The following is an 18,326-nucleotide window of genomic DNA, read 5'->3' as shown; positions in this document are numbered from 1 at the left end:
CTGAGCTTAAGGAGGCGGCGAACAATGAAGCTGTCGATGGAAAGAAAACCGTTTAACGAGTTTTGGATGAACTGCATGCTGAACCAGGCATTTTCCATTGCGGTATCGGTGGAACCAAGCTACAAGGATGCCGCGTATTTGAACATCTACCGTTACTTTCCTTGGGAGGCGGCAACGGACAAGGACTTCCGCTATCCAACAATTGATACGCTGTATTATTTGGACGATCCTGCCAGATTCCCGCTGTCGCAGGTGATTCGCTTAATCGAACCCGGTCATTTCCGAAGCAAAGAGACGGTGCTGGAGGAAATCAGGGGAATGCTTACGGGCGGACGCAACTTGAGTGTCAATGTTGATCTGTATGACTGGCTCCCGGGCAGCATGGCCTGGAAAAAATTCCATTGGTATCATTATTCGCTGTTTAACGGATATGACAAGGAGCGCGGCGTCTTTTATGTCATTGACGACACACTTGCGGGCTACGAGGAACATGAGGTGCCAGAAGAAAGGCTGCTCAAGGCGTATGGCAACTCGGAATACAATGTGAATCCGGACTATTTGGGGCCAGCCTACTACGTATATAACCTGCAGGAGAAAATTGAGCCCTACGAGCTCAAGCTCGGTGAAGTGGTAGAAAATGCGGAGCGGCTGACGAGGGAGCTGGGGAAATTCTCGGTAGAGGGCATGTGGAATGTAGATTCCGACCCGGAGAAGAAGCAAGCTCACTTAACCTATGGCCTAGTGGGAGTTAATATCATCTGCAATCGGCATATTGCCAATATGTCGCTGCTTCGCTCCATGCAAGAGAAGGAGCTGATAGACGCAGCACTGTATGATTCTCTGTCCAGTCAGCTTGATGCAGTGCGGGACGGTTGGGATCTACTAAAAGATCGCTTTGTGACGGGTGACTTCGATCGCGGAAGAGAGCTGGCACTCGCGGACGATTTGTTCGCCAAAGAAAAAAAGTTCTGGACGACACTTGTCGCTGGCGCGTAAAGACAGCTTACACCAACATGTTACTCGGGAGGCGGGTGTTATGACGGTATCTTTGATTTGTTTGCCATATGCAGGAGGCTCTGCACAAGTGTACAAGCGCTGGTCGAACAGGCTGCATTCTGCCGTTCGTCTGGTGCCTGCCGAATTGGCGGGCAGAGGAAGCCGTATGAGTGAGCGGTTCTATGCGAACGTGATAGAAGCTGTGGAGGATTTGCTGCCGCTGGTGAAGGAGACAGCTCTTGCCTCCGATTCATATGCTTTATTTGGTCACAGCATGGGCAGCCTGCTCGGATATGAGCTGCTGCATGCGCTTTACGAGGAAGGATTCCCACTGCCTTCAGCAGTCTTCCTCTCCGGCAGAGGGGCGCCGCATTGCGAGCAGGAGAAGGCTCGCCGAATCCATATGCTTGCAGATGACGAGTTTCTCGATGAACTGAAGAAGTATGGCGGCATCTCAGATGAGTTGTTCCAACATCGGGAGCTGGTGGATATGTTTATGCCGATACTAAGAGCCGACTTCAACCTTATCGGTGAATACGAGCATCGGATGCGGCCGCCGCTGCCGCTCCGGCTCACTATCTTGTGTGGCAAGGATGACGACTGCGTCAAGGGCCCGCTCAGTGAATGGGAGTATTACGCTACGGGAGGCAGTGAGACGGTGCTGTTTGAAGGTGGACATTTTTTTCTACATGAGCGAGAAAGTGAGATTGTAGAAATGATAAACAAAATGCTGACCGAGGCGCCTGCCCCGATCTGACCAGTAAGGAGCGTGAATGAATATGCTAAATAAACATGCGATATGGTTTCCGGGTCAGGGTTCGCAGCGAGTCGGTATGGGAAAAGCGCTCAGCGAAAGGCATGCGGTTGCCAAAGTGACAATAGAAGAAGCGAACGAAGTGCTGGGCATGCGCCTTGACAGCCTGATGTTTGAGGGTCCGTTGACCGAGCTGACGCGGACGGACAACGCCCAGCCCGCTATCCTTGCGCTTGGCGTGGCGATGTACCGCGTCTACAGCCAAGAATGGGGGTACACTCCGGCGTTGGCTGCCGGGCACAGCTTGGGCGAAATTACCGCTCTAACCTGCGCGGGAGCCATAACATTCCCTGATGCGCTTCGGCTCGTACGCCGACGCGGCGAATTGATGCAGGAAGCTGCTGCTGCGGGAATCGGAGCAATGGCCGCCGTTAATGGTCCGAGTTCTGATGTCGTCGCCAGCGTATGCTTGGAAACCAACGCAGGCTACGCAGAGGAGAGTCGCATTGTTGTAATATCGAATATAAATTCAGAGCGGCAAACGGTGATATCGGGCCATAAAGAGGCAGTCCAAGAAGCGTCTGAAAGACTATCAGCACTTGGGGCCTCAGTCATTCAGCTTCAGGTAAGTGCGCCGTTTCATAGCCCGTTAATGTTACCCGTAGCGGAGCGTTTTGCCGAAGTGCTAAGTCATGTCTCATTTGGAGAGTTGGATTTTCCCGTAGTTTCCTCATTGACAGGCCATCCATATGAAAACACAGATGAGATCACCGTTATGCTGGAAAGGGGATTGACGGACCCCGTCAATTGGCCAGCGGTCCTTGCATTTCAGAAAAGCATGGGCATTGCCACTGCCGTCGAACTTGGCCCGGGTAATGTGTTGAAACGGCTGGCTCCTCCAGACGGACTGCGAGTATACGCTTTTGACGACGAGGGGGATGAGGCACAACTGGTTGCTTCGAGTCAGCAGGCGGGCGTTTACTCCATTGAATTGCTTAATCGTTGTCTGGCTATCGTCACTTGCCTCCGCAACCGCAACTGGAACCCAGCGGAATATGAACAAGGCGTCGTTTTGCCTTACCGCGGCGTACAGACTTTGGTTGATCGACTGCGGGAGACGGGAGAGCAAGTAGCGGAGGCGCATGTTCTGCAAGCGTTGGAGATGCTGAAATCGGTGTTTCGTACCAAAGGCACATCTCCCCAAGAGCAACAGCGTCGACTTGAAAGACTACAAGGTGAGTTCGACCTGCGCGGCTTGCAAGGCGTAGTTACAGAAGACCAGCTATACTCGGGCAGTCTACTATAGTGCGTGTTTAAAATGATCGGTTTTCAGCACTTAAGCTTATTCTTCCGCTGTGTGTTTTTTCCAAAACGCAGTTAATGAACATCCTCTTATAGGAAGGAGCGGGGTCATGGGTATCGGGCTGGCCAATGATGAGTTGGAACAAGATGGAGCCCAGTGTTATGAGGAGCTGCCGTCTCCCGTGGAGATTTTGCAGGCATTGATCCGCTTCAACACAACAAATCCGCCTGGCGAGGAAGCCGCATGTATTATGTATATCCGGCAACTGCTTGATGAGGCGGGCATTGAGACGCAGATTGAAGCGCTTGATCCGGCCCGGCCCAATTTGTTGGCCAGAATCAAGGGCAGCGGAGATGCACCGCCGCTGCTGCTGTATGGTCATGTCGATGTCGTCGGTGTCGACAAACAAGCATGGAGCCGAGATCCCTTCGGGGGTGACGTCCACGACGGCTTCGTCTGGGGACGAGGCACGCTTGATATGAAAGGCGGCGTGGCGATGCTCGTATCAGCTTTCCTCCGCGCGCATGTCCGTAAGCTGCCCTTGCGAGGTGATCTCATTCTGGCGATTGTCAGTGATGAGGAAGCAGGGGGCGAATTCGGGGCTTCCTTCTTGGTAGAGCGGCATGCTGATTATTTTGCGGGCGTAAAGTATGCGCTCGGAGAATTTGGCGGCTTCTCGTTTCATGCACTCGGAAAAACCTTTTATCCGATTATGGTAGCGGAGAAGCAATTATGTTGGCTCAAAGCGACGATTCGAGGGGACGGAGGCCATGGTTCCATGGGCAAACAGGGGGCTGACTGCATGGGGCAATTGGGGAATATGCTGCAATCGCTTAGCAAGAATACCCTGCCGATACGTGCGACCCCAGCGGCCCGGTTAATGATTGAAGGCATGGCCGCCGCGCTGCCGCTGTTGCCGGCGCTGCTGCTGAGAGGGCTGCTGCGTCCACGGTTCAGCGCCCTCCTCCTGAAGCTGCTTGGGGAAAAGGGCGAGATGTTCACCCCGCTTCTACGTAATACGGTCAGCGCGACCGTCGTCCGCGGCGGCGAGAAAATCAACGTTCATCCAAGCGAAATTACGGTCGAGCTGGACGGTCGAACGCTGCCGGGCATCACTCCTCAGCAATTTATAGACGAGCTCCGCCGGTTCGCGATTGATGATTCGATTGGATTGGAAGTGCTGCGCCATGACCCATGCGCCGCAGCTCCCGACATGGGGATGTTCGATTTGTTATCCGATGTGCTGAAAGAAGCGGATAAGGAAGCCGTTCCGGTGCCGATGCTGCTGCCCGGAGGGACGGATGGAAGATTGTTTGCGAGGCTTGGCATCCAAACCTATGGTTTCCTGCCAATGCCGCTGCCCAAGGACATGCAGTTTACTAAACTGATTCATGCGGCGGATGAACGCATTCCCGTAGAAGCGATCGGGTTCGGCACTGATGCGATTTACCAGGTGCTGGAGAGGTACGGAGCGTAGTCGCTGTCATCGGATGGATAGGGCATCTTGCCATGCACATGCCGTGACCATTGACCAATGCAAGAAACATGTAAGTTGTGCGTAGAACAAGAACACAAGCTCACTAAGACTCTCGCTGGGACTAAGCCTATAACATGAGTATAATCACCAGCAGGAGAAAGCCTCCATGTCGTAAGATGCGGAAGATAATTTTGAGGTGTCTAAACAAATAAAAGTACAATCGTATAAGACGACAGGAAGTTGTATATTCAAATGATGCCGCGAAAGCGGCTTTTTTTTATTTAGAGATACAATATCTTGTCTTGCGAAAGGACGAAGACTTGTATCGCTAGCCGAAAGAGACAGAACATACCATGGTCATCCATAATTAATATATAGCTAATGGCTCTCACATGAAAGGTTCGAGTAATTTACCATGTACACATATCTCGTCTTTCCATTGCTAACACAGTAAGGTTCGGCTCCTTAATACCATCCTTCCTATAGTTGCTGTTGTTTACATTCTTATCAAGCTTTATTTCCGCTTAAAACCTAAAGCAGTTTCCTTTGATATGATAATTGGTGCGTTGGACTTTTATCGAATATATCTCATAATCTTATGGTTGATTCAATAACGAAATTTAGAAGCGACTTGGGATATACGCCTATTATATTTTTTTAGAATGATATAAAAAACCGAACTTTTTTTCCATCGAGCGACAATATAGGGTGTAGCTGCTTACACAGGAGGGCCCTCTGAATGCAAAGTGAATCTATGTACCACGAGCTCATAAAAATGATCGAAGGAGATCAGCAGGCGTTTCACACGTTATATGATGCCACCTATCGAGATATCTACCGGACTGTTTCTTTTCTGGTGGATCATCCACAGGATCGCGAAGATATCATGAATGAGATTTACATGCAAATGTGGACCTCGCTTCCCAACTACGACCTAGATCGTCCATTCCATTTCTGGCTGCACGGCTTGGTTATCCGACAAGTGCAGAGATTTCGAGTGAAAAGCTGGAGGAGATTTCGAATTTTTGATCGCATCCGTGTCTTTTCTCGGGAAGAGCTATATTGGGATCAGCCCAAGGAGACAACAGATGGGATAGACCCCGAAATATCAAAAGCGATGCAAAAGCTGACCGACAAACAGCGAACGGTGATCATCCTCCGCTTTTACCACGACTATACGCTGGAGGAGATTGCGACATTGCTAGATATTCCAGTGGGTACGGTCAAATCCAGATATCATGCCGGCATGCAATCGCTTCGAAAACACATGGGAAATCATTCTCTGGAAAGGATGGAAAAGAACAATGCCTATTGAAAGCCAAATCCGCGAGCACCTGCATCAAGAGGCAGAAACCTTGGAATGCCCCCAGGCCGTTTCCAAACGGATCGAACAATCCTATTCTCAATACTTAAAACAACAAAGGAGCAAAAATATTATGAAAAAACGACTAATCGGCGGCATCGTTGCTGCAGTAATTATGATTCCAACCGCAGCTTTCGCTGCTCCTCCCCTGATTGAAATGATGACAAGAACACCGATGACGGCTGAACAAATTAGGATGGATTCGGTTGGCCAAGCAGCGCTTGAGAAACTCTATCATTCTTATCCGGAAACCAAATCGTTTGTAATTACCGACGCCAGCCAGCTTGGAGTAGACCCCACAAATGTGAGTATGGGGAAAGCCATTCAAACAAGCATCGTGCTGGAGGAAAAAGGAGCTTACGGAAAAAAGGTCAGACTTGATTTAAATGGTATCACGGGTGAGATCGAACATGTAAACCAGGAGAATTGGGAGCCTCTAGGGAAGCCAGTTATCTCCTTAACCGATGAAGAGATCAAATTAAAAGTAGATGAGCTCATTAACAAACTGTTCGGAAGCAGTGAAAAGTACGAATACAGCATGGAACCAATTCAGAATCCAGACCAAAAAACGCTTATATTGAACTATGCCGAAAAGGGATCGACAACGCCGTATTATCAGGCATTAGTTCAAGGGAATACGATCAGTGTTTCTCTGATCGGAGGCGGATCTGCTCCGTCAGTGGAAGGCTATTTCACTACAAACGGTAAGCCTGACTATACTGCGGATGCCTTTTTAAACGATGAAAATCTCTTTTCTTTGCTTCAAATGAGTCCGGCTGAATTGAAACAAGAACTGGCAAAGGGTATATCTGTCGTCGAGATCGCGGCATCTAAGAAGATTTCTAAACAACAAGTATTAGATGTGATCGCAAGTACGCAGGCCAAAAAACAAATCCAAGCCGATCTGCATGGAAAAGCTTCTGATGACGAAACCTTGGAACAATTAAAACAAATATTAGCACCCAAAGTATCTCAAGTGATTGAACACAAAACGGAAACGTCATGGTAGGATAGCAGAACTGATCGTTATAAACAAAACAGCTTGTCGAGAAAATAAAACCGTTCCCCCACAAAGGAGGAGCGGTTTTATTCTTTACACTTCGATCACAAGCTCTGTGCCGTTCCTTATAAAACAACGTGAAAGGTTTTAATGGTTCCCCAAAATCTCAGTATTAAGAGTATCCTAGATAGTTGTACAAGGGACCGTTAATTCAATTCTTTAATATACCAAGCATCCATAGCAGAATGATCAGAACCTGGTAGTGGCTCTTGTAACAGAGTGAAACCAAATTTTTTATATAATCTGCAAGCAGCAATTAATTCATGCGTTGTTTCCAAATAACACTTTGCATAATACGCTGAGGCAAATGACAGTGCTGTTTCCATTAGCTTCTTTCCGAGTCCTAACCCTTGTGCTTTTGGACTTAAATATAGTTTTTGTAATTCGCAAACTTCCTCTTGTTCGTTAAACGGTGCTATGCCGACTCCACCAACAACTTCTCCGTCCATTTCTACGACCCAGTAGTTCGCATGTTGTAAATGCTTGTAATAGTGATGAAGATTGTTAAGTTGAGGATCAAAATACGCCGTTCCAGGGATTGCTAATCCAAGGGATTTTAGTGAATCTTGTATAATTTCTTTTACCTTTGCATTGTCTTCTTTTTTAATTTCTCGAATAATCATATACGATCTCCCTCAATTAGGTCTGAATAAAGCATACGAAATGGCATCTCTAGAGTGTTAGCTTAGTCCACATTATAGAGATACAGCAATGTTAATATCTAACTTATACGAAGTCAAAATCAAAATACAGCTTTAAACTGTTAAGGGATATCGGAAAATCTAACCTTCTCGCATTAGAAATGGAAGTGCAGGCGCAAAGCGATGCAAGCTGGGTGTGCAGAATCAAAAACTACCTCATTCAAATTCTGGAATAGATTTCAATATGATTGTCCTAGCCGAAAGAGCCAGTTTGTCTACCTAATTTGCAGTATACTATTATAATAAGTAAGTTCAATAAATAAGCAGGAAGTTTAAATTACATCATAAAGAAGGAATGTATAATGAGTAATATGAATCTATTAATAGTTCAACACAGTCAGATGGAAAGTGACCGTATCATCTTACGACCGGTTATCCTTGAGGATGCTGAAGATATGTATGAATATACATCGGATGAGGAAACTACTCGTTTCATTTATGACCAACATACCGATATAAACCGAACCAAGAACTTAATAGCTAACTATTTCATCAAAGAGCCTATAGGTAAATACGCAATCTTGTTAAAAGAAAACAACAAAATGATTGGCACGATCGAGTTCAGAGTACATGAATATAATAAAAGCGGTGAACTGGGTTATACATTAAACAGGCATTTTTGGGGTAATGGCTACATGACAGAGGCAGGGAAATTAATACTCGAACTAGCCTTCAACATACTAGGTTTAGAACGCGTATTTGCGGAATATGATGTTAGGAATAGCGCTTCTGGAAAAGTATTGGATCGCTTAGGTATGACATATGAAGGTACCCGTCGTAGAAACCATATGGTAAAAGGTATCCTAACAGATAGCGTACATTATTCGATATTAAAAGAAGAGTATGGTCAAAAATCATGGTGAATAAATCCCATTGAAAGTCGCTATTTGGCGGCTTTTTTTGTTTTGCTGTAGCGATTATCGATAAGAACAAGAGAGGTAATAAATGAGTAAATCTATAGTTAACCTTCATCGTGGTCTTCTTTTCATTTATGATGGTGATGTATCACGAACCCAAAAACCCAAAAATGCCTATTCAAACTCTATGATCAATTAATACTTACATAAAAATGACGACTAGCATATCAGATACAGTTGGAGGAATGCAAATGAGTGAAATAAAAGCTGAAACACTGACAGAGGTTATAAGTAAAATGCTCGGTACCACAATAATCAGCGTCGATTTCCAAAGCAAACCCTTACAAGGCGGTACACTGGGGGATGTACAGCTTGTAACGGGCCATGCTACAACTAGTGCTGGCGTGGAGCTGCCCTATAAAATCGTATCAAAAACGCAGAAGAAATTTGAGCGTTACGGCGATCCCGATTCATGGCGTAGGGAATATGATTTTTATAAATCCAATTTCGGAGCTCTGTTCTCTGAATCTTTTCGTTGGCCTGAATGTTATCATGCCGAAATGAACGATGAACAAAACGAAACACAGATATGGATGGAATATATCGACGGCATATCGGGTTTAGACTTGACCGGCGATATGTATGAACGTGTAGCCGAGGAATTAGGAAGATTCCAAGGCAAGTTATATGCCGAACAGCCAGTTGTTTTACAGAACTTGACCAACTTGAGCAAAGTGGATTATATGAAGAACTTCTATCTTCATTATCGGTCATGGAATAGAGTGTACGATTATATACGCTCTGAAGATTGCGAGATTCCGAAACACCTATGTAAAATGCTCATCGACATTGATGAGAACGCAGACGAGATATTTAATCGTCTTGAGAAGCTGCCTATCGTGCTGTGCCACAGGGATTTTTGGGTGACAAACATATTCTATTCAAAAGGTAAAACCATCATTATCGACTGGGATACCACAGGGTGGGGCTATCTAGGTGAAGATATGGCAAGTCTTATTGCGGACGAAGCCGATGTTGAAGACATGGTTGAATACTACCGTAGATGTATCCCGGCGTATTACAAGGGCTTCTCTGAATACACGGATATTTCACACATTACGGATAACTGTGTTTATGAGTTGATTCTTCTAATGTTCGGATACAGGCTTGTAGAGTGGTATATGGACGCAGGTTCAGGAAACAAACTCCAAGAATCGGATGATGAAAGAACACTGCACCTCAGCACCCTGCAAAAAATCAATGAGATCGGGAATGCACGATGATTTATTGATGAATTATTTAAACACCCCAGCTTGGGATGAGAGCAATCTAAGGCTGGGGCATTTTTATTTACACTAGAGAATTTGAGCTTATAAGGTGAAGTTGGATTTTGTGTTTGTGGATTTGGAGAATAATCTCAGGTATACTTCCATAAGAAATTTTGCTAGAGGCTTTAAATATTCTTGTAATTACATAATGTAGGTCATATTGGAGGGAAAAATAATGACTCAAGAAGAAAACACGGCAGGATGGGATGCAATTGAAGAAGCAGTAACAAAGCTATATGGGGAACAGGAACCGAAGCATTATGGTACCGCTATTCCATATATTCTTGGTGGTCAAGACCCGTTAGATGGGCTTAGCGCTTATAAAGCGGAATCACCGTCACCACACTGGCATATTGTAACTTTTGGTTTCTCAGAGCTATATGAGAAGGAATCGGAAGATCCTGAGTATAGTGGCTATGGATTTGAGCTTACTTTTCGGGTAGCCCGTGAAAAGGACGAGGTGGAGCCTCCGGCATGGGCATTAAACCTGCTCCAAAATATGGCGCGATATGTGTTTAACAGCGGTAATGTATTCACTGCAGGTGATTATTTGGATGCGAATGGCCCAATTTGTCTAGGAGCCGATACACAGCTAACTGCTCTTGCCTTTATACCGGATCCAGAACTAGATATCATCCACACGCCTAACGGACGCGTTGAGTTTCTTCAAATGGTAGGGATCACGGATGATGAACTGGAAGCTATGAAAATATGGAATACACGCGGACTACTAGAAGCCGGAAAAGAAGAAATTCCAGGTTATATTACAGATTTATCCCGAAATTCTATGCTGCGAGTCCCTGCAATTCAGGAAAGTGTTCAATTAGGCATAGATCGTGACGGTTCGAGCACTGGATTTTTATATGTGGATCAATTGGCCTGGGAACCCGGTAAGAATAGTTTGTTCAGTAAGAAGCCGTCTGTGCTCACATTAGGAGCGAAGCAAGCTGAAACGATCCAAAAGCTGCTGCGAGGCCGACTGCTTAAGGGTAAAGAATTAATGTTAATGAGTAAAGAGATAAGCGTAACATTGGAGCCCTCTTCAACGACCGGATTCGAAATCAATGAGCATAAGGTACAATTGAAACTGGATGAAGCGATTGTTAACGAGCTCATGCACAAACTTTTACCCATAGAAGGAGAAATTCGTTTGTCTTCGTACAAGCACTTAATCATACAAGTCGTAAAAACATACATCAAGGATCAGGATGGAAATGTAGTATCGACCATCGGATAAAATTAAAAAGACGATTTATGGGTTGACTTAGATTCAAGAATAGCTGCCTCGAATTGGTCGGATTGTAACAATATAAAATAGATAATGGTCCCAATGTAAATTAAATGCAACTTTTATCTTCTTGTAAGTGTCTTATTGTCATATGGACAAAGAACCTAAACAAGAGGAAGGATGAACGTCATATGATCATCAAAAGGAAACGATCGAATGAATATTTTTTTCAACGTTTAGCTGTAGGTGTACTTGCGGGTTTGCTAGTAACTTCTTCACTGTCTTTGCAGGTGAATGCAGAAAAGGCTGATGTTTCGATTAACAACGGATCTGCAATGTCAGAGATTAAAGCGAACGAACTGAAGCCTTCCTGGACGATAAAAGTTGACAACAAGTTAGACAGAAACGAAATGTACTTTTCAGATTACAATGCTGCTGCGGAGGATGGCAAAGTATTTACTTTTGTTGGAAAAAAGTTAGTTGCCTTGGATGCGAAAACAGGTAAGCAGTTGTGGAGTTATGGGAAAAACCTGATACCTTACGTTATCTATGAGAAGGGCGTGATTTATGGACTTTCAGAAGATCATAAGCCATATGCTCTAGATGCTAAAACGGGAAAGAAGAAATGGCAGTCGAGTTCATCCACATATATCGATACACGGCTGCGTACGGAGGCAATCGTGCCTACATCTGATTCGCTATATGTAATCAAAGGCAGTAAAACCTTCGCTTTTGATAAAACAACAGGTAAGTTACGCTGGGAGACAGACGAGCCCATGGCAGATGGGAGCGGTACCGAGTACCTTGAGGAATCGAATGGAGTCATTCTTCGGACGTTCTTGGTACAAGGGGCACTAACATCTCTACAACTCGACGCTTTTGATAAAAAAACTGGCAAGAAGCTATGGGGAGTCTTCGGTCAAGGTGAGGCGATTCGCATTAAAGATGGCCTTGTGTATTCTGTTGACTACCATTCACAGTTAATGTCCGATTACCAGTCACTGCCGGAACGCAAAGTCATCGTCAATATATACAATTTGAAGACTGGGGTAAAGAAAGGCACCCGGGAATACAACTGGAAACGGTCCGGGGAACCGCCGTATCCGTATGGACAAGGAAATCTATTAGTACACGGAGACAAGATTTACGTTCAAGAGGAAAATAAGGTGGCTGAGTACGATTTCGACACATATAAATCTAACCAGACTCCACTTCGAACGTTTAAGATTCCTAACGGAGATAACTGGATATTACTCGGTATTGTGCAGGACCGGCTGATGTTCGAGAATGTTACAACGCATGAATTGGCTGGTATTAAAATGGTGAACAATCGACAGGTCGGTTGGTATGGGGATGCAAATTTGGAGCAGGTTGATGTATATGGAAAAGGAGTTTACCTGGCACAGCGTAACGGTTCGCTTCTTGGAATCAATTTATTAACAACCAAACCCGTGTTTAAAGTAAAGACGGGGTCAGTTTTGCATGGGGCTACGCTCAAGACAGATGATATGATCATCATTCAAGCAAAAGGCAAACTCATTGGAGTGAAGCTACCCGCTTCGCTGAAGTGAGTAAGATAACAAACGCTGGGGAACGTTGCAGGAATTTAATTCATCTTATATGCGAGTCTATTATGAGCGTCTCTCGGGGGACGCTTTTTTCACTTTGATAACCTGAAGAAGCTTATTATGAATCGAAGTTTGACAGCTAAATATCCTAACGCGCTCCCCTTTATCAAATATTGAGGAATGTTGTCGGCATAGGATATGATTAGACATGATTCATTACGCTGCTCATAAGCGAAAAGAGGAGAGATACATATGGATAAACAGACTTATGCAAGGTATTTGCTTAAACTTATAGATGAAGAGACAGACCCTGATGAATCAGAAATGGATGAAGCTCTGTTTTATGGGTATTTTCAAATGTACATGCCAACCGGAAAAGGGGTAGAGGCTACCTTTGAACCTCTTGAGGATGGAGATGCTTATTTGCAGAGGATTTTGGAAATTTATGAAATGCTTGATCCTGAGGATTTCGGTGGGAACGAAGTACCAGGCTATTTTAATAGTAAAGTTGCGGATGAACCCAACGAGAAATTAATAGATTATGGCAAACAATTTATTCAAGGCTTGAAAGAGCTAACGAGCGAATGTTCTGAAAAAATGGATACGACAGATGCGGTGGCATACCTGTCTGGAATCGAAGGGATTAGAATTGTACCCCATGGATCGATCAATGATATTCGGCAGCAATATGATGCTGAAATTTATGAGGCGATATTCGATATCATCAGCGATCATAAGGATTATGATGAACCGATTGAAGTATTGGACGAGGCGTACTACTCGATTGCCTGTGATTACTGGATCTCCTATTATCTCCAGTGGCACCGCTATGGGCTGAAAGGTGATCCATTCGCACCGTATTTTGAGCTGTATCGACTCGGATTCTCAACGATCTTTGCAGAAAACAAGTTGTATATCGGTTCGTAATAACCATTTAGAGACGCATGGTCAGGCACTAAGGGAAAGATTGGGACAAAACCACCGCTGAACCATTGGATGGTGGAGATCAAGATGAGATCACAATAATGAGAGCCCGCTTTGGAAGCGGACTCTTACACATTTCTAAGCATGAACTTGATCTGCAGCTGATCTGAAATCAGGCTTCTTTTAACTTATTAATTATTTCCTCTGTATACTCAGCAGTTAACCTAATAGTACCGTGATCCTGTACAATCCGTCCTTCCTTGATGCGGACATCAAGCCAATCTGTAATGAAGGCGGGGGCATATCCGCCTGTGCCGAATTCTCCGTCAAAAGCGATTATGTTCTGATAGGCTGCCACATATTGATCACGACTGGTGTCGGGATTTGACTTCGTATATAACCAGAACTGCACATCATACATGAGATACGATAATTCATCGGCATGAAAAGAAAAATGGCCTTTTTCTTCTACAACTTGTGTACATATACTGCGGATTTTCTGTTCACTTTGCTCCACTTCAGTTACCCGCGAGCACAGCTCCTCCAGCAGAGGAGAAAATTTGCCGTGTGCTACTTTATCAAGGTCGCGTTCTTTGTCTTCCTCCGAAGTGTCATATTCATCATCGTTCACTAGGCCTTTAATAAACACCTCAAAATTATCTGCGAGGAACGTAATTTCATAGTCATCTTCTTGATCGACGTGAACGACTTCAGGTTCACCATCTCTGCCGCAAGCTCGATAGTCTAACATGACAACATCATGACCGGCTGAAGGACAATCACAGATCACCACACCAATGTCAGGATATCCCCATTCCTCAATCATAAATTGACTACCCATGTCCCCGCACAGTGAATAGCTTTTCTCTCGCCCAATACCTAAAATGCCCGAAATGGCAATATGATCCTCGGCCCAGGAAGTGGGTTCGTCTGTCGGAAAGTTTGTATTCTTCGGTACTCCGCCATTCTGCTGCTTCATAAACTGAATATATGAGGAGGGAAGGTTGTAACCAAGCTCTTTCTCTATAGAAGTGATTAGCTCATCCGTGGGTGGCTCAGATTGATAGGACTCTCTTGCATAATCACTGTCATCCCAAAAATCACTTAGAAACATATCTGATAAATCAGCCTTGTACTCTACAGAACCACCATGCATCAGGGAAGCTTTCTTCTTGGCGAGCCGGAGTTCTTCTTTTTTCTGCTTCTTCGCTTTATGGGTACTCTCACTCAAAAAATATTCCGTACTTTCAACACCAGGCTCTAATTGATCGGACCTGCTGAAAGCTTGAACTGCTTCCTCATATCGCTTTAAATGATAAAAAGCAAAGCCTACCCGATAATGCCATAGGGGATCCTGTTTGCCAGCCTCAGAGATTATACCAAATTGATAGAGCGCCTCTTCGTAATGCCCCAAATTGTTATACGCTCTGGCCAATAGGCTGATCAATTCATAGTCTCGTTCTTCATCCGGCATTGCTGAAAGCGAATCGACAATCTGCTGATGTTCGTCTTCTTCATGCCATTCTTTCAATTGATCAATAAGCCTCTGTTCCATTTCTACCTCCAAATGATTATTTATAAAATTACTCCATATGTAACTGGTAGCCACTCCCTTAAAATAGTAACATCTCTAAATGAGGGATTCTAGAATATTCCTTTAAGATCAAACTGAATTGTTTTAGCCCTCAGTGGTTTTCTGAAAAAGTTTGAGTTAGAGATAAAAGGGAAAAAGGAGTTTAACATGATATACAAATTTAACGAAGTGCTGAATGATCTTATAAACTATTTCATTCTCGGGGATATTTTGCTACTCGAGAGCTGGAAACAGTCCAATAATTATTCAGATAACTTAGCAATGGAGTTCACAACAAACGAGAGCGGCGATCATGTGGTGCTTGATGGTATCATACTTCCTATGGTGGGGATTGAAAACTATCCCTATACCATCATATTTAATCTTTCTGATGATACTCCCGAATTGTTGAAGTCAGATAGCCGTTTACAATTCAGACGTGAAGGCTATTCGCTTAAAGTTGAAAACAACATACTGATGCTGTTTACTTGGAGAATATTAGAGCAATTCACTAACGAAAGAGTCAGCGCTTTACTTAATCATTACCGGCAATACAACAAGCCAATGATTGAAATTGAAAACGGATGGTATAGCATAGAGGTATTAGGCGGAGAAACCTTGCAGGATTCATATTACGAACCCACATTTGAGTTTGTTTTGCGAAAGACAGGTAAGAAGGGGCCAGCGGAATTTGATATCCATTCAGATTTTAAGATTGAAAGTTCGACCTACTAAAATAGAGTTTTATACATAAAGGAAGGTATAAGGATGCTAAGTGAAAACAATCAAAATAAGCTCGGACGTATCGTCCATGAATTCCAGTTCGAACATGCGATGGACTATTTGAAAAAATCTGTACGTCAAGGCATTCGCTTGTCCAAGAAAGAGATCGAATCATACAACGAAATAGGCTCATCACGTATCGGGGGAGATCCAGATCTTCCTACCATGATAGAATGGCCTGTGGATTCTGATGGAACACCGATGACGTTCTTGGCCCAGCTGAGTTTAAGAGAATTGGTACCTCATGAAGCATCAGAACTGCTGCCTGTAAAAGGGATGTTGTACTTTTTCGTAGGAGTGGATGAACCTGCATATGGAATCGAGCACAAGGTAATCTATCTATCAGAAGATAAACTTCAGGAAGCTAATCGTTACCATTCACCTGAAGTAACTGCCCTTGAGGGTGAGTTTACCGGTTATCGGGTAAGCGCTAGATCCACAATGGAACCTCCCAATTATGGTTATGTAGATTACGAGATTGTGGAAGACGATGAACATGATTATGAACAGTATGAAGAGTTATGTTTCAAATTGAACGATGAGAACTCCAATGATCTGGCTGTGATGTTCGGGTATCCCTCTACCCAGCATGGGGATTGTGAATACGAAGCAGCTCTTCATCTGTTGACCGGCCAACAGTATAACTATTCGATGGAGTCTGCAATGGAGAAGATCACGGATCATTTTAAAGGTAATGCTGATAGGGCGAAGCAGGAAGTGCAGGATACACTATTGCTGCTCGCGCTAGACTCCGATCAGGATGTGGGATTCTGCTGGTGGGACGCTGGAGAATTACAGTTTTATATTCGAAAGGAAGATCTGCTCGCAGGGAACTTCGCTAACACGTATTGTTCCCTATATTCGAGTTAAGCCAGAAGTATTTTCATCTGATTGGAGTGTCTGGGTTGAAATATTTAAAAGATATACAAGAGCCGGGAATGGGAACCTGGTATTTCGAAATTGATAACGACGGTATGGCATACAGACAGATGGTTTATCATGACGACGCCAACTGTATCACATCGAATCGCAAGCATGAGCACTATCATTTCATGTTAGCAGAACAGCCACTAGATGCGCAGGAATCGTATTACGAGGAAATTAGTCAGGCGGAATTCGAGGAACTCTGGCACGAGCAGCTTCAGCTCGGTATGGAAGATTGGAATCGGACCCAAAGACTATTCCCTATCGGGACTCGAGTGGAAGGGTATATAGAAGCTTTTTTCCCACAGGGTACTTTGGTTAACTTACAGGAACCTCATGCCGTAGGAATAACGGACACATCCGCTTTGAAATCTGAAACCCCTACTGAATGGATGTACCCGGGCTTTCGTGTGATCGCCGAAGTATCCGCATACGATGAAGTTAATCAGTGGGTACTCCTTACCCGTGCTGAAGTTGTAGGAAGTCCAGTTTGAACAGAGTGAGGGATTGGAATGGACAATAAGTTAATGGACAGCATCAAGGGCGGAATGTATGGCGTGGCTGTAGGTGACGCGCTTGGCGGAACAACTGAGTTTATGACTGAGCGGGAGATTAAGGAAAAGTATGGTTATTTGACGGAAATCATCGGCGGCGGGGTATGGAACCTGGAGCCGGGAGAAGTAACCGACGATACAATGATGACGCTTTGCGTAGCTGATGGGATTCTCGAGAATACGGTGGAGCCTATGGAAGCGATCGGGCGTTATTTTATGGAATGGTACCAATCACGGCCTAAAGATATCGGAAACATCATTCGTCATGTTTTTGAAAAATATGAAGGAGACTGGTTTGAAGCAGCTTTTGTGGCTCACATGGACATGGGGCAAAGCGGTGGGAACGGCTCACTCATGCGGTGCTTGCCTGTGGCGCTGGCTTATAAGGAACAAGCTGATATCGATCGAGTGACGATCATGCAGTCCCGAATGACGCATTATGATCCTAGGTGTGCCGAAGTCTGCGTCATGTACAACCGCATTGCTTACCGTCTGCTGCAGGGGGAAGGTTTAGAAAAGTCTATTAAAGCCGAGGTTGCAGGAAGTGAATACGAAGAATATATAGAAGCGCTTCCGGATTGTCCACCAAGTGGTTTTATCGTACATACCTTCCGATGGGTATTACATATTTTGCTTCATACATCCAATTTTGAAGAAGTCGTACAGAAGGCAGCCAATCTAGGTTGTGACTCTGATACGATTGGTGCCATTGCCGGAGGGTTGGCAGGTATTTATTATGGCTATGAAGGTATTCCAGCTCAATATGCAAATGCGATTCTCATTAAAGAAAGACTTGACCATACGATTTCGCAAATATATGTAATTAAGACTTCATTATGAAAAACAGTTGGGTAGCATCTTCATATAGCGCGATGAAAACTGGCTCAAATTTCTATTTTGAAAGAAGTATTTTTAGCATAGAGGAGGAGCGGT

General features: G+C 44.5%; 17 protein-coding genes. 15 read left to right on the top strand and 2 right to left on the bottom strand.

Annotated features, from left to right (window positions below; genetic code table 11):
- The first annotated feature begins 24 nt into the window (after nt 1–24).
- The 6 genes from AM231_RS09885 (at nt 25) to AM231_RS09860 (ending at nt 6,902) form a co-directional block, all read left to right on the top strand.
- Nucleotides 25–996, top strand: a complete 972-nt coding sequence (locus AM231_RS09885; protein ID WP_054402458.1) for a hypothetical protein — start codon at nt 25–27, stop codon at nt 994–996.
- Between the two features lie 40 nt (nt 997–1,036).
- Complete coding sequence (locus AM231_RS09880) at nt 1,037–1,753, top strand: thioesterase II family protein (RefSeq protein ID WP_082341590.1); 717 nt, start codon at nt 1,037–1,039, stop codon at nt 1,751–1,753.
- A gap of 22 nt (nt 1,754–1,775) precedes the next feature.
- The gene (fabD, locus tag AM231_RS09875; RefSeq protein WP_054402457.1) at nt 1,776–3,056 is read left to right on the top strand and encodes an ACP S-malonyltransferase; all 1,281 of its coding nucleotides are present in this window, start codon (nt 1,776–1,778) and stop codon (nt 3,054–3,056) included.
- Between the two features lie 106 nt (nt 3,057–3,162).
- On the top strand, nt 3,163–4,530 hold the full coding sequence (locus AM231_RS09870) for a M20/M25/M40 family metallo-hydrolase (protein WP_053493270.1): 1,368 nt from the start codon (nt 3,163–3,165) through the stop codon (nt 4,528–4,530).
- A 739-nt stretch (nt 4,531–5,269) separates the two neighbouring features.
- Nucleotides 5,270–5,845 carry a sigma-70 family RNA polymerase sigma factor gene (locus AM231_RS09865; RefSeq protein ID WP_054402456.1) on the top strand — a complete coding sequence of 192 codons (576 nt, stop codon included), beginning with the start codon at nt 5,270–5,272 and terminating at the stop codon, nt 5,843–5,845.
- Complete coding sequence (locus AM231_RS09860) at nt 5,835–6,902, top strand: hypothetical protein (protein WP_082341589.1); 1,068 nt, start codon at nt 5,835–5,837, stop codon at nt 6,900–6,902. Before AM231_RS09865 ends, AM231_RS09860 begins: the two co-directional genes overlap by 11 nt.
- A 197-nt stretch (nt 6,903–7,099) precedes the next feature.
- Here AM231_RS09860 and AM231_RS09855 read toward each other — a convergent pair whose 3' ends face one another.
- Nucleotides 7,100–7,576, bottom strand: a complete 477-nt coding sequence (locus AM231_RS09855) for a GNAT family N-acetyltransferase (protein WP_053493272.1) — start codon at nt 7,574–7,576, stop codon at nt 7,100–7,102.
- A gap of 380 nt (nt 7,577–7,956) precedes the next feature.
- On the opposite strand from AM231_RS09855, the gene AM231_RS09850 reads away from it, so the two are divergent.
- The 5 genes from AM231_RS09850 to AM231_RS09830 all read left to right on the top strand — a co-directional run bounded on the left by AM231_RS09850 (nt 7,957) and on the right by AM231_RS09830 (nt 13,562).
- Nucleotides 7,957–8,517, top strand: coding sequence for a GNAT family N-acetyltransferase (locus tag AM231_RS09850; protein WP_054402455.1), 561 nt, complete (start codon nt 7,957–7,959; stop codon nt 8,515–8,517).
- A gap of 245 nt (nt 8,518–8,762) precedes the next feature.
- Nucleotides 8,763–9,794 (top strand): aminoglycoside phosphotransferase family protein, encoded by a 1,032-nt coding sequence (locus AM231_RS09845; protein WP_054402454.1) that lies wholly within the window; start codon nt 8,763–8,765, stop codon nt 9,792–9,794.
- Between the two features lie 220 nt (nt 9,795–10,014).
- Complete coding sequence (locus AM231_RS09840; RefSeq protein WP_054402453.1) at nt 10,015–11,076, top strand: suppressor of fused domain protein; 1,062 nt, start codon at nt 10,015–10,017, stop codon at nt 11,074–11,076.
- A gap of 182 nt (nt 11,077–11,258) precedes the next feature.
- Nucleotides 11,259–12,638, top strand: a complete 1,380-nt coding sequence (locus tag AM231_RS09835; RefSeq protein ID WP_053493276.1) for a PQQ-binding-like beta-propeller repeat protein — start codon at nt 11,259–11,261, stop codon at nt 12,636–12,638.
- A 249-nt stretch (nt 12,639–12,887) separates the two neighbouring features.
- On the top strand, nt 12,888–13,562 hold the full coding sequence (locus AM231_RS09830; protein ID WP_054402452.1) for a hypothetical protein: 675 nt from the start codon (nt 12,888–12,890) through the stop codon (nt 13,560–13,562).
- Nucleotides 13,563–13,731: 169 nt separating this feature from the next.
- Here AM231_RS09830 and AM231_RS09825 read toward each other — a convergent pair whose 3' ends face one another.
- Nucleotides 13,732–15,114, bottom strand: coding sequence for an SMI1/KNR4 family protein (locus AM231_RS09825; protein ID WP_054402451.1), 1,383 nt, complete (start codon nt 15,112–15,114; stop codon nt 13,732–13,734).
- 186 nt (nt 15,115–15,300) lie between these two features.
- Here AM231_RS09825 and AM231_RS09820 point away from each other — a divergent pair, with 186 nt between their 5' ends.
- The 4 genes from AM231_RS09820 to AM231_RS09805 are packed head-to-tail and all read left to right on the top strand — an operon-like array spanning nt 15,301 to nt 18,233.
- On the top strand, nt 15,301–15,867 hold the full coding sequence (locus AM231_RS09820; RefSeq protein ID WP_054402450.1) for a hypothetical protein: 567 nt from the start codon (nt 15,301–15,303) through the stop codon (nt 15,865–15,867).
- Between the two features lie 33 nt (nt 15,868–15,900).
- Nucleotides 15,901–16,785: a YwqG family protein gene (locus tag AM231_RS09815; protein WP_054402449.1), complete on the top strand. Its 885-nt coding sequence runs from the start codon at nt 15,901–15,903 to the stop codon at nt 16,783–16,785.
- 35 nt (nt 16,786–16,820) lie between these two features.
- Entirely contained in the window at nt 16,821–17,333 is a 513-nt protein-coding gene (locus AM231_RS09810) for a hypothetical protein (RefSeq protein WP_053493281.1), read from the top strand.
- 18 nt (nt 17,334–17,351) lie between these two features.
- Nucleotides 17,352–18,233: an ADP-ribosylglycohydrolase family protein gene (locus AM231_RS09805; protein ID WP_054402448.1), complete on the top strand. Its 882-nt coding sequence runs from the start codon at nt 17,352–17,354 to the stop codon at nt 18,231–18,233.
- The last annotated feature ends 93 nt before the right edge of the window (nt 18,234–18,326 follow it).

Origin of the sequence: Paenibacillus solani (assembly GCF_001277345.1) — a bacterium.
GTDB classification, from domain to species: domain Bacteria; phylum Bacillota; class Bacilli; order Paenibacillales; family Paenibacillaceae; genus Paenibacillus_AQ; species Paenibacillus_AQ solani.
The sequence above is the reverse complement of the archived record's forward strand: the minus strand, read 5'-3'. Positions and strand labels throughout refer to the sequence as shown.

Coding starts and splice junctions, on each gene's coding strand:
- AM231_RS09885 (WP_054402458.1), top strand. CDS start 25: ATGAAGCTGTCGATGGAAAGAAAACCGTTTAACGAGTTTTGGATGAAC.
- AM231_RS09835 (WP_053493276.1), top strand. CDS start 11,259: ATGATCATCAAAAGGAAACGATCGAATGAATATTTTTTTCAACGTTTA.
- fabD (WP_054402457.1), top strand. CDS start 1,776: ATGCTAAATAAACATGCGATATGGTTTCCGGGTCAGGGTTCGCAGCGA.
- AM231_RS09860 (WP_082341589.1), top strand. CDS start 5,835: ATGCCTATTGAAAGCCAAATCCGCGAGCACCTGCATCAAGAGGCAGAA.
- AM231_RS09855 (WP_053493272.1), bottom strand. CDS start 7,576: ATGATTATTCGAGAAATTAAAAAAGAAGACAATGCAAAGGTAAAAGAA.
- AM231_RS09820 (WP_054402450.1), top strand. CDS start 15,301: ATGATATACAAATTTAACGAAGTGCTGAATGATCTTATAAACTATTTC.
- AM231_RS09815 (WP_054402449.1), top strand. CDS start 15,901: ATGCTAAGTGAAAACAATCAAAATAAGCTCGGACGTATCGTCCATGAA.
- AM231_RS09825 (WP_054402451.1), bottom strand. CDS start 15,114: ATGGAACAGAGGCTTATTGATCAATTGAAAGAATGGCATGAAGAAGAC.
- AM231_RS09870 (WP_053493270.1), top strand. CDS start 3,163: ATGGGTATCGGGCTGGCCAATGATGAGTTGGAACAAGATGGAGCCCAG.
- AM231_RS09880 (WP_082341590.1), top strand. CDS start 1,037: ATGACGGTATCTTTGATTTGTTTGCCATATGCAGGAGGCTCTGCACAA.
- AM231_RS09865 (WP_054402456.1), top strand. CDS start 5,270: ATGCAAAGTGAATCTATGTACCACGAGCTCATAAAAATGATCGAAGGA.
- AM231_RS09845 (WP_054402454.1), top strand. CDS start 8,763: ATGAGTGAAATAAAAGCTGAAACACTGACAGAGGTTATAAGTAAAATG.
- AM231_RS09840 (WP_054402453.1), top strand. CDS start 10,015: ATGACTCAAGAAGAAAACACGGCAGGATGGGATGCAATTGAAGAAGCA.
- AM231_RS09850 (WP_054402455.1), top strand. CDS start 7,957: ATGAGTAATATGAATCTATTAATAGTTCAACACAGTCAGATGGAAAGT.
- AM231_RS09830 (WP_054402452.1), top strand. CDS start 12,888: ATGGATAAACAGACTTATGCAAGGTATTTGCTTAAACTTATAGATGAA.
- AM231_RS09805 (WP_054402448.1), top strand. CDS start 17,352: ATGGACAATAAGTTAATGGACAGCATCAAGGGCGGAATGTATGGCGTG.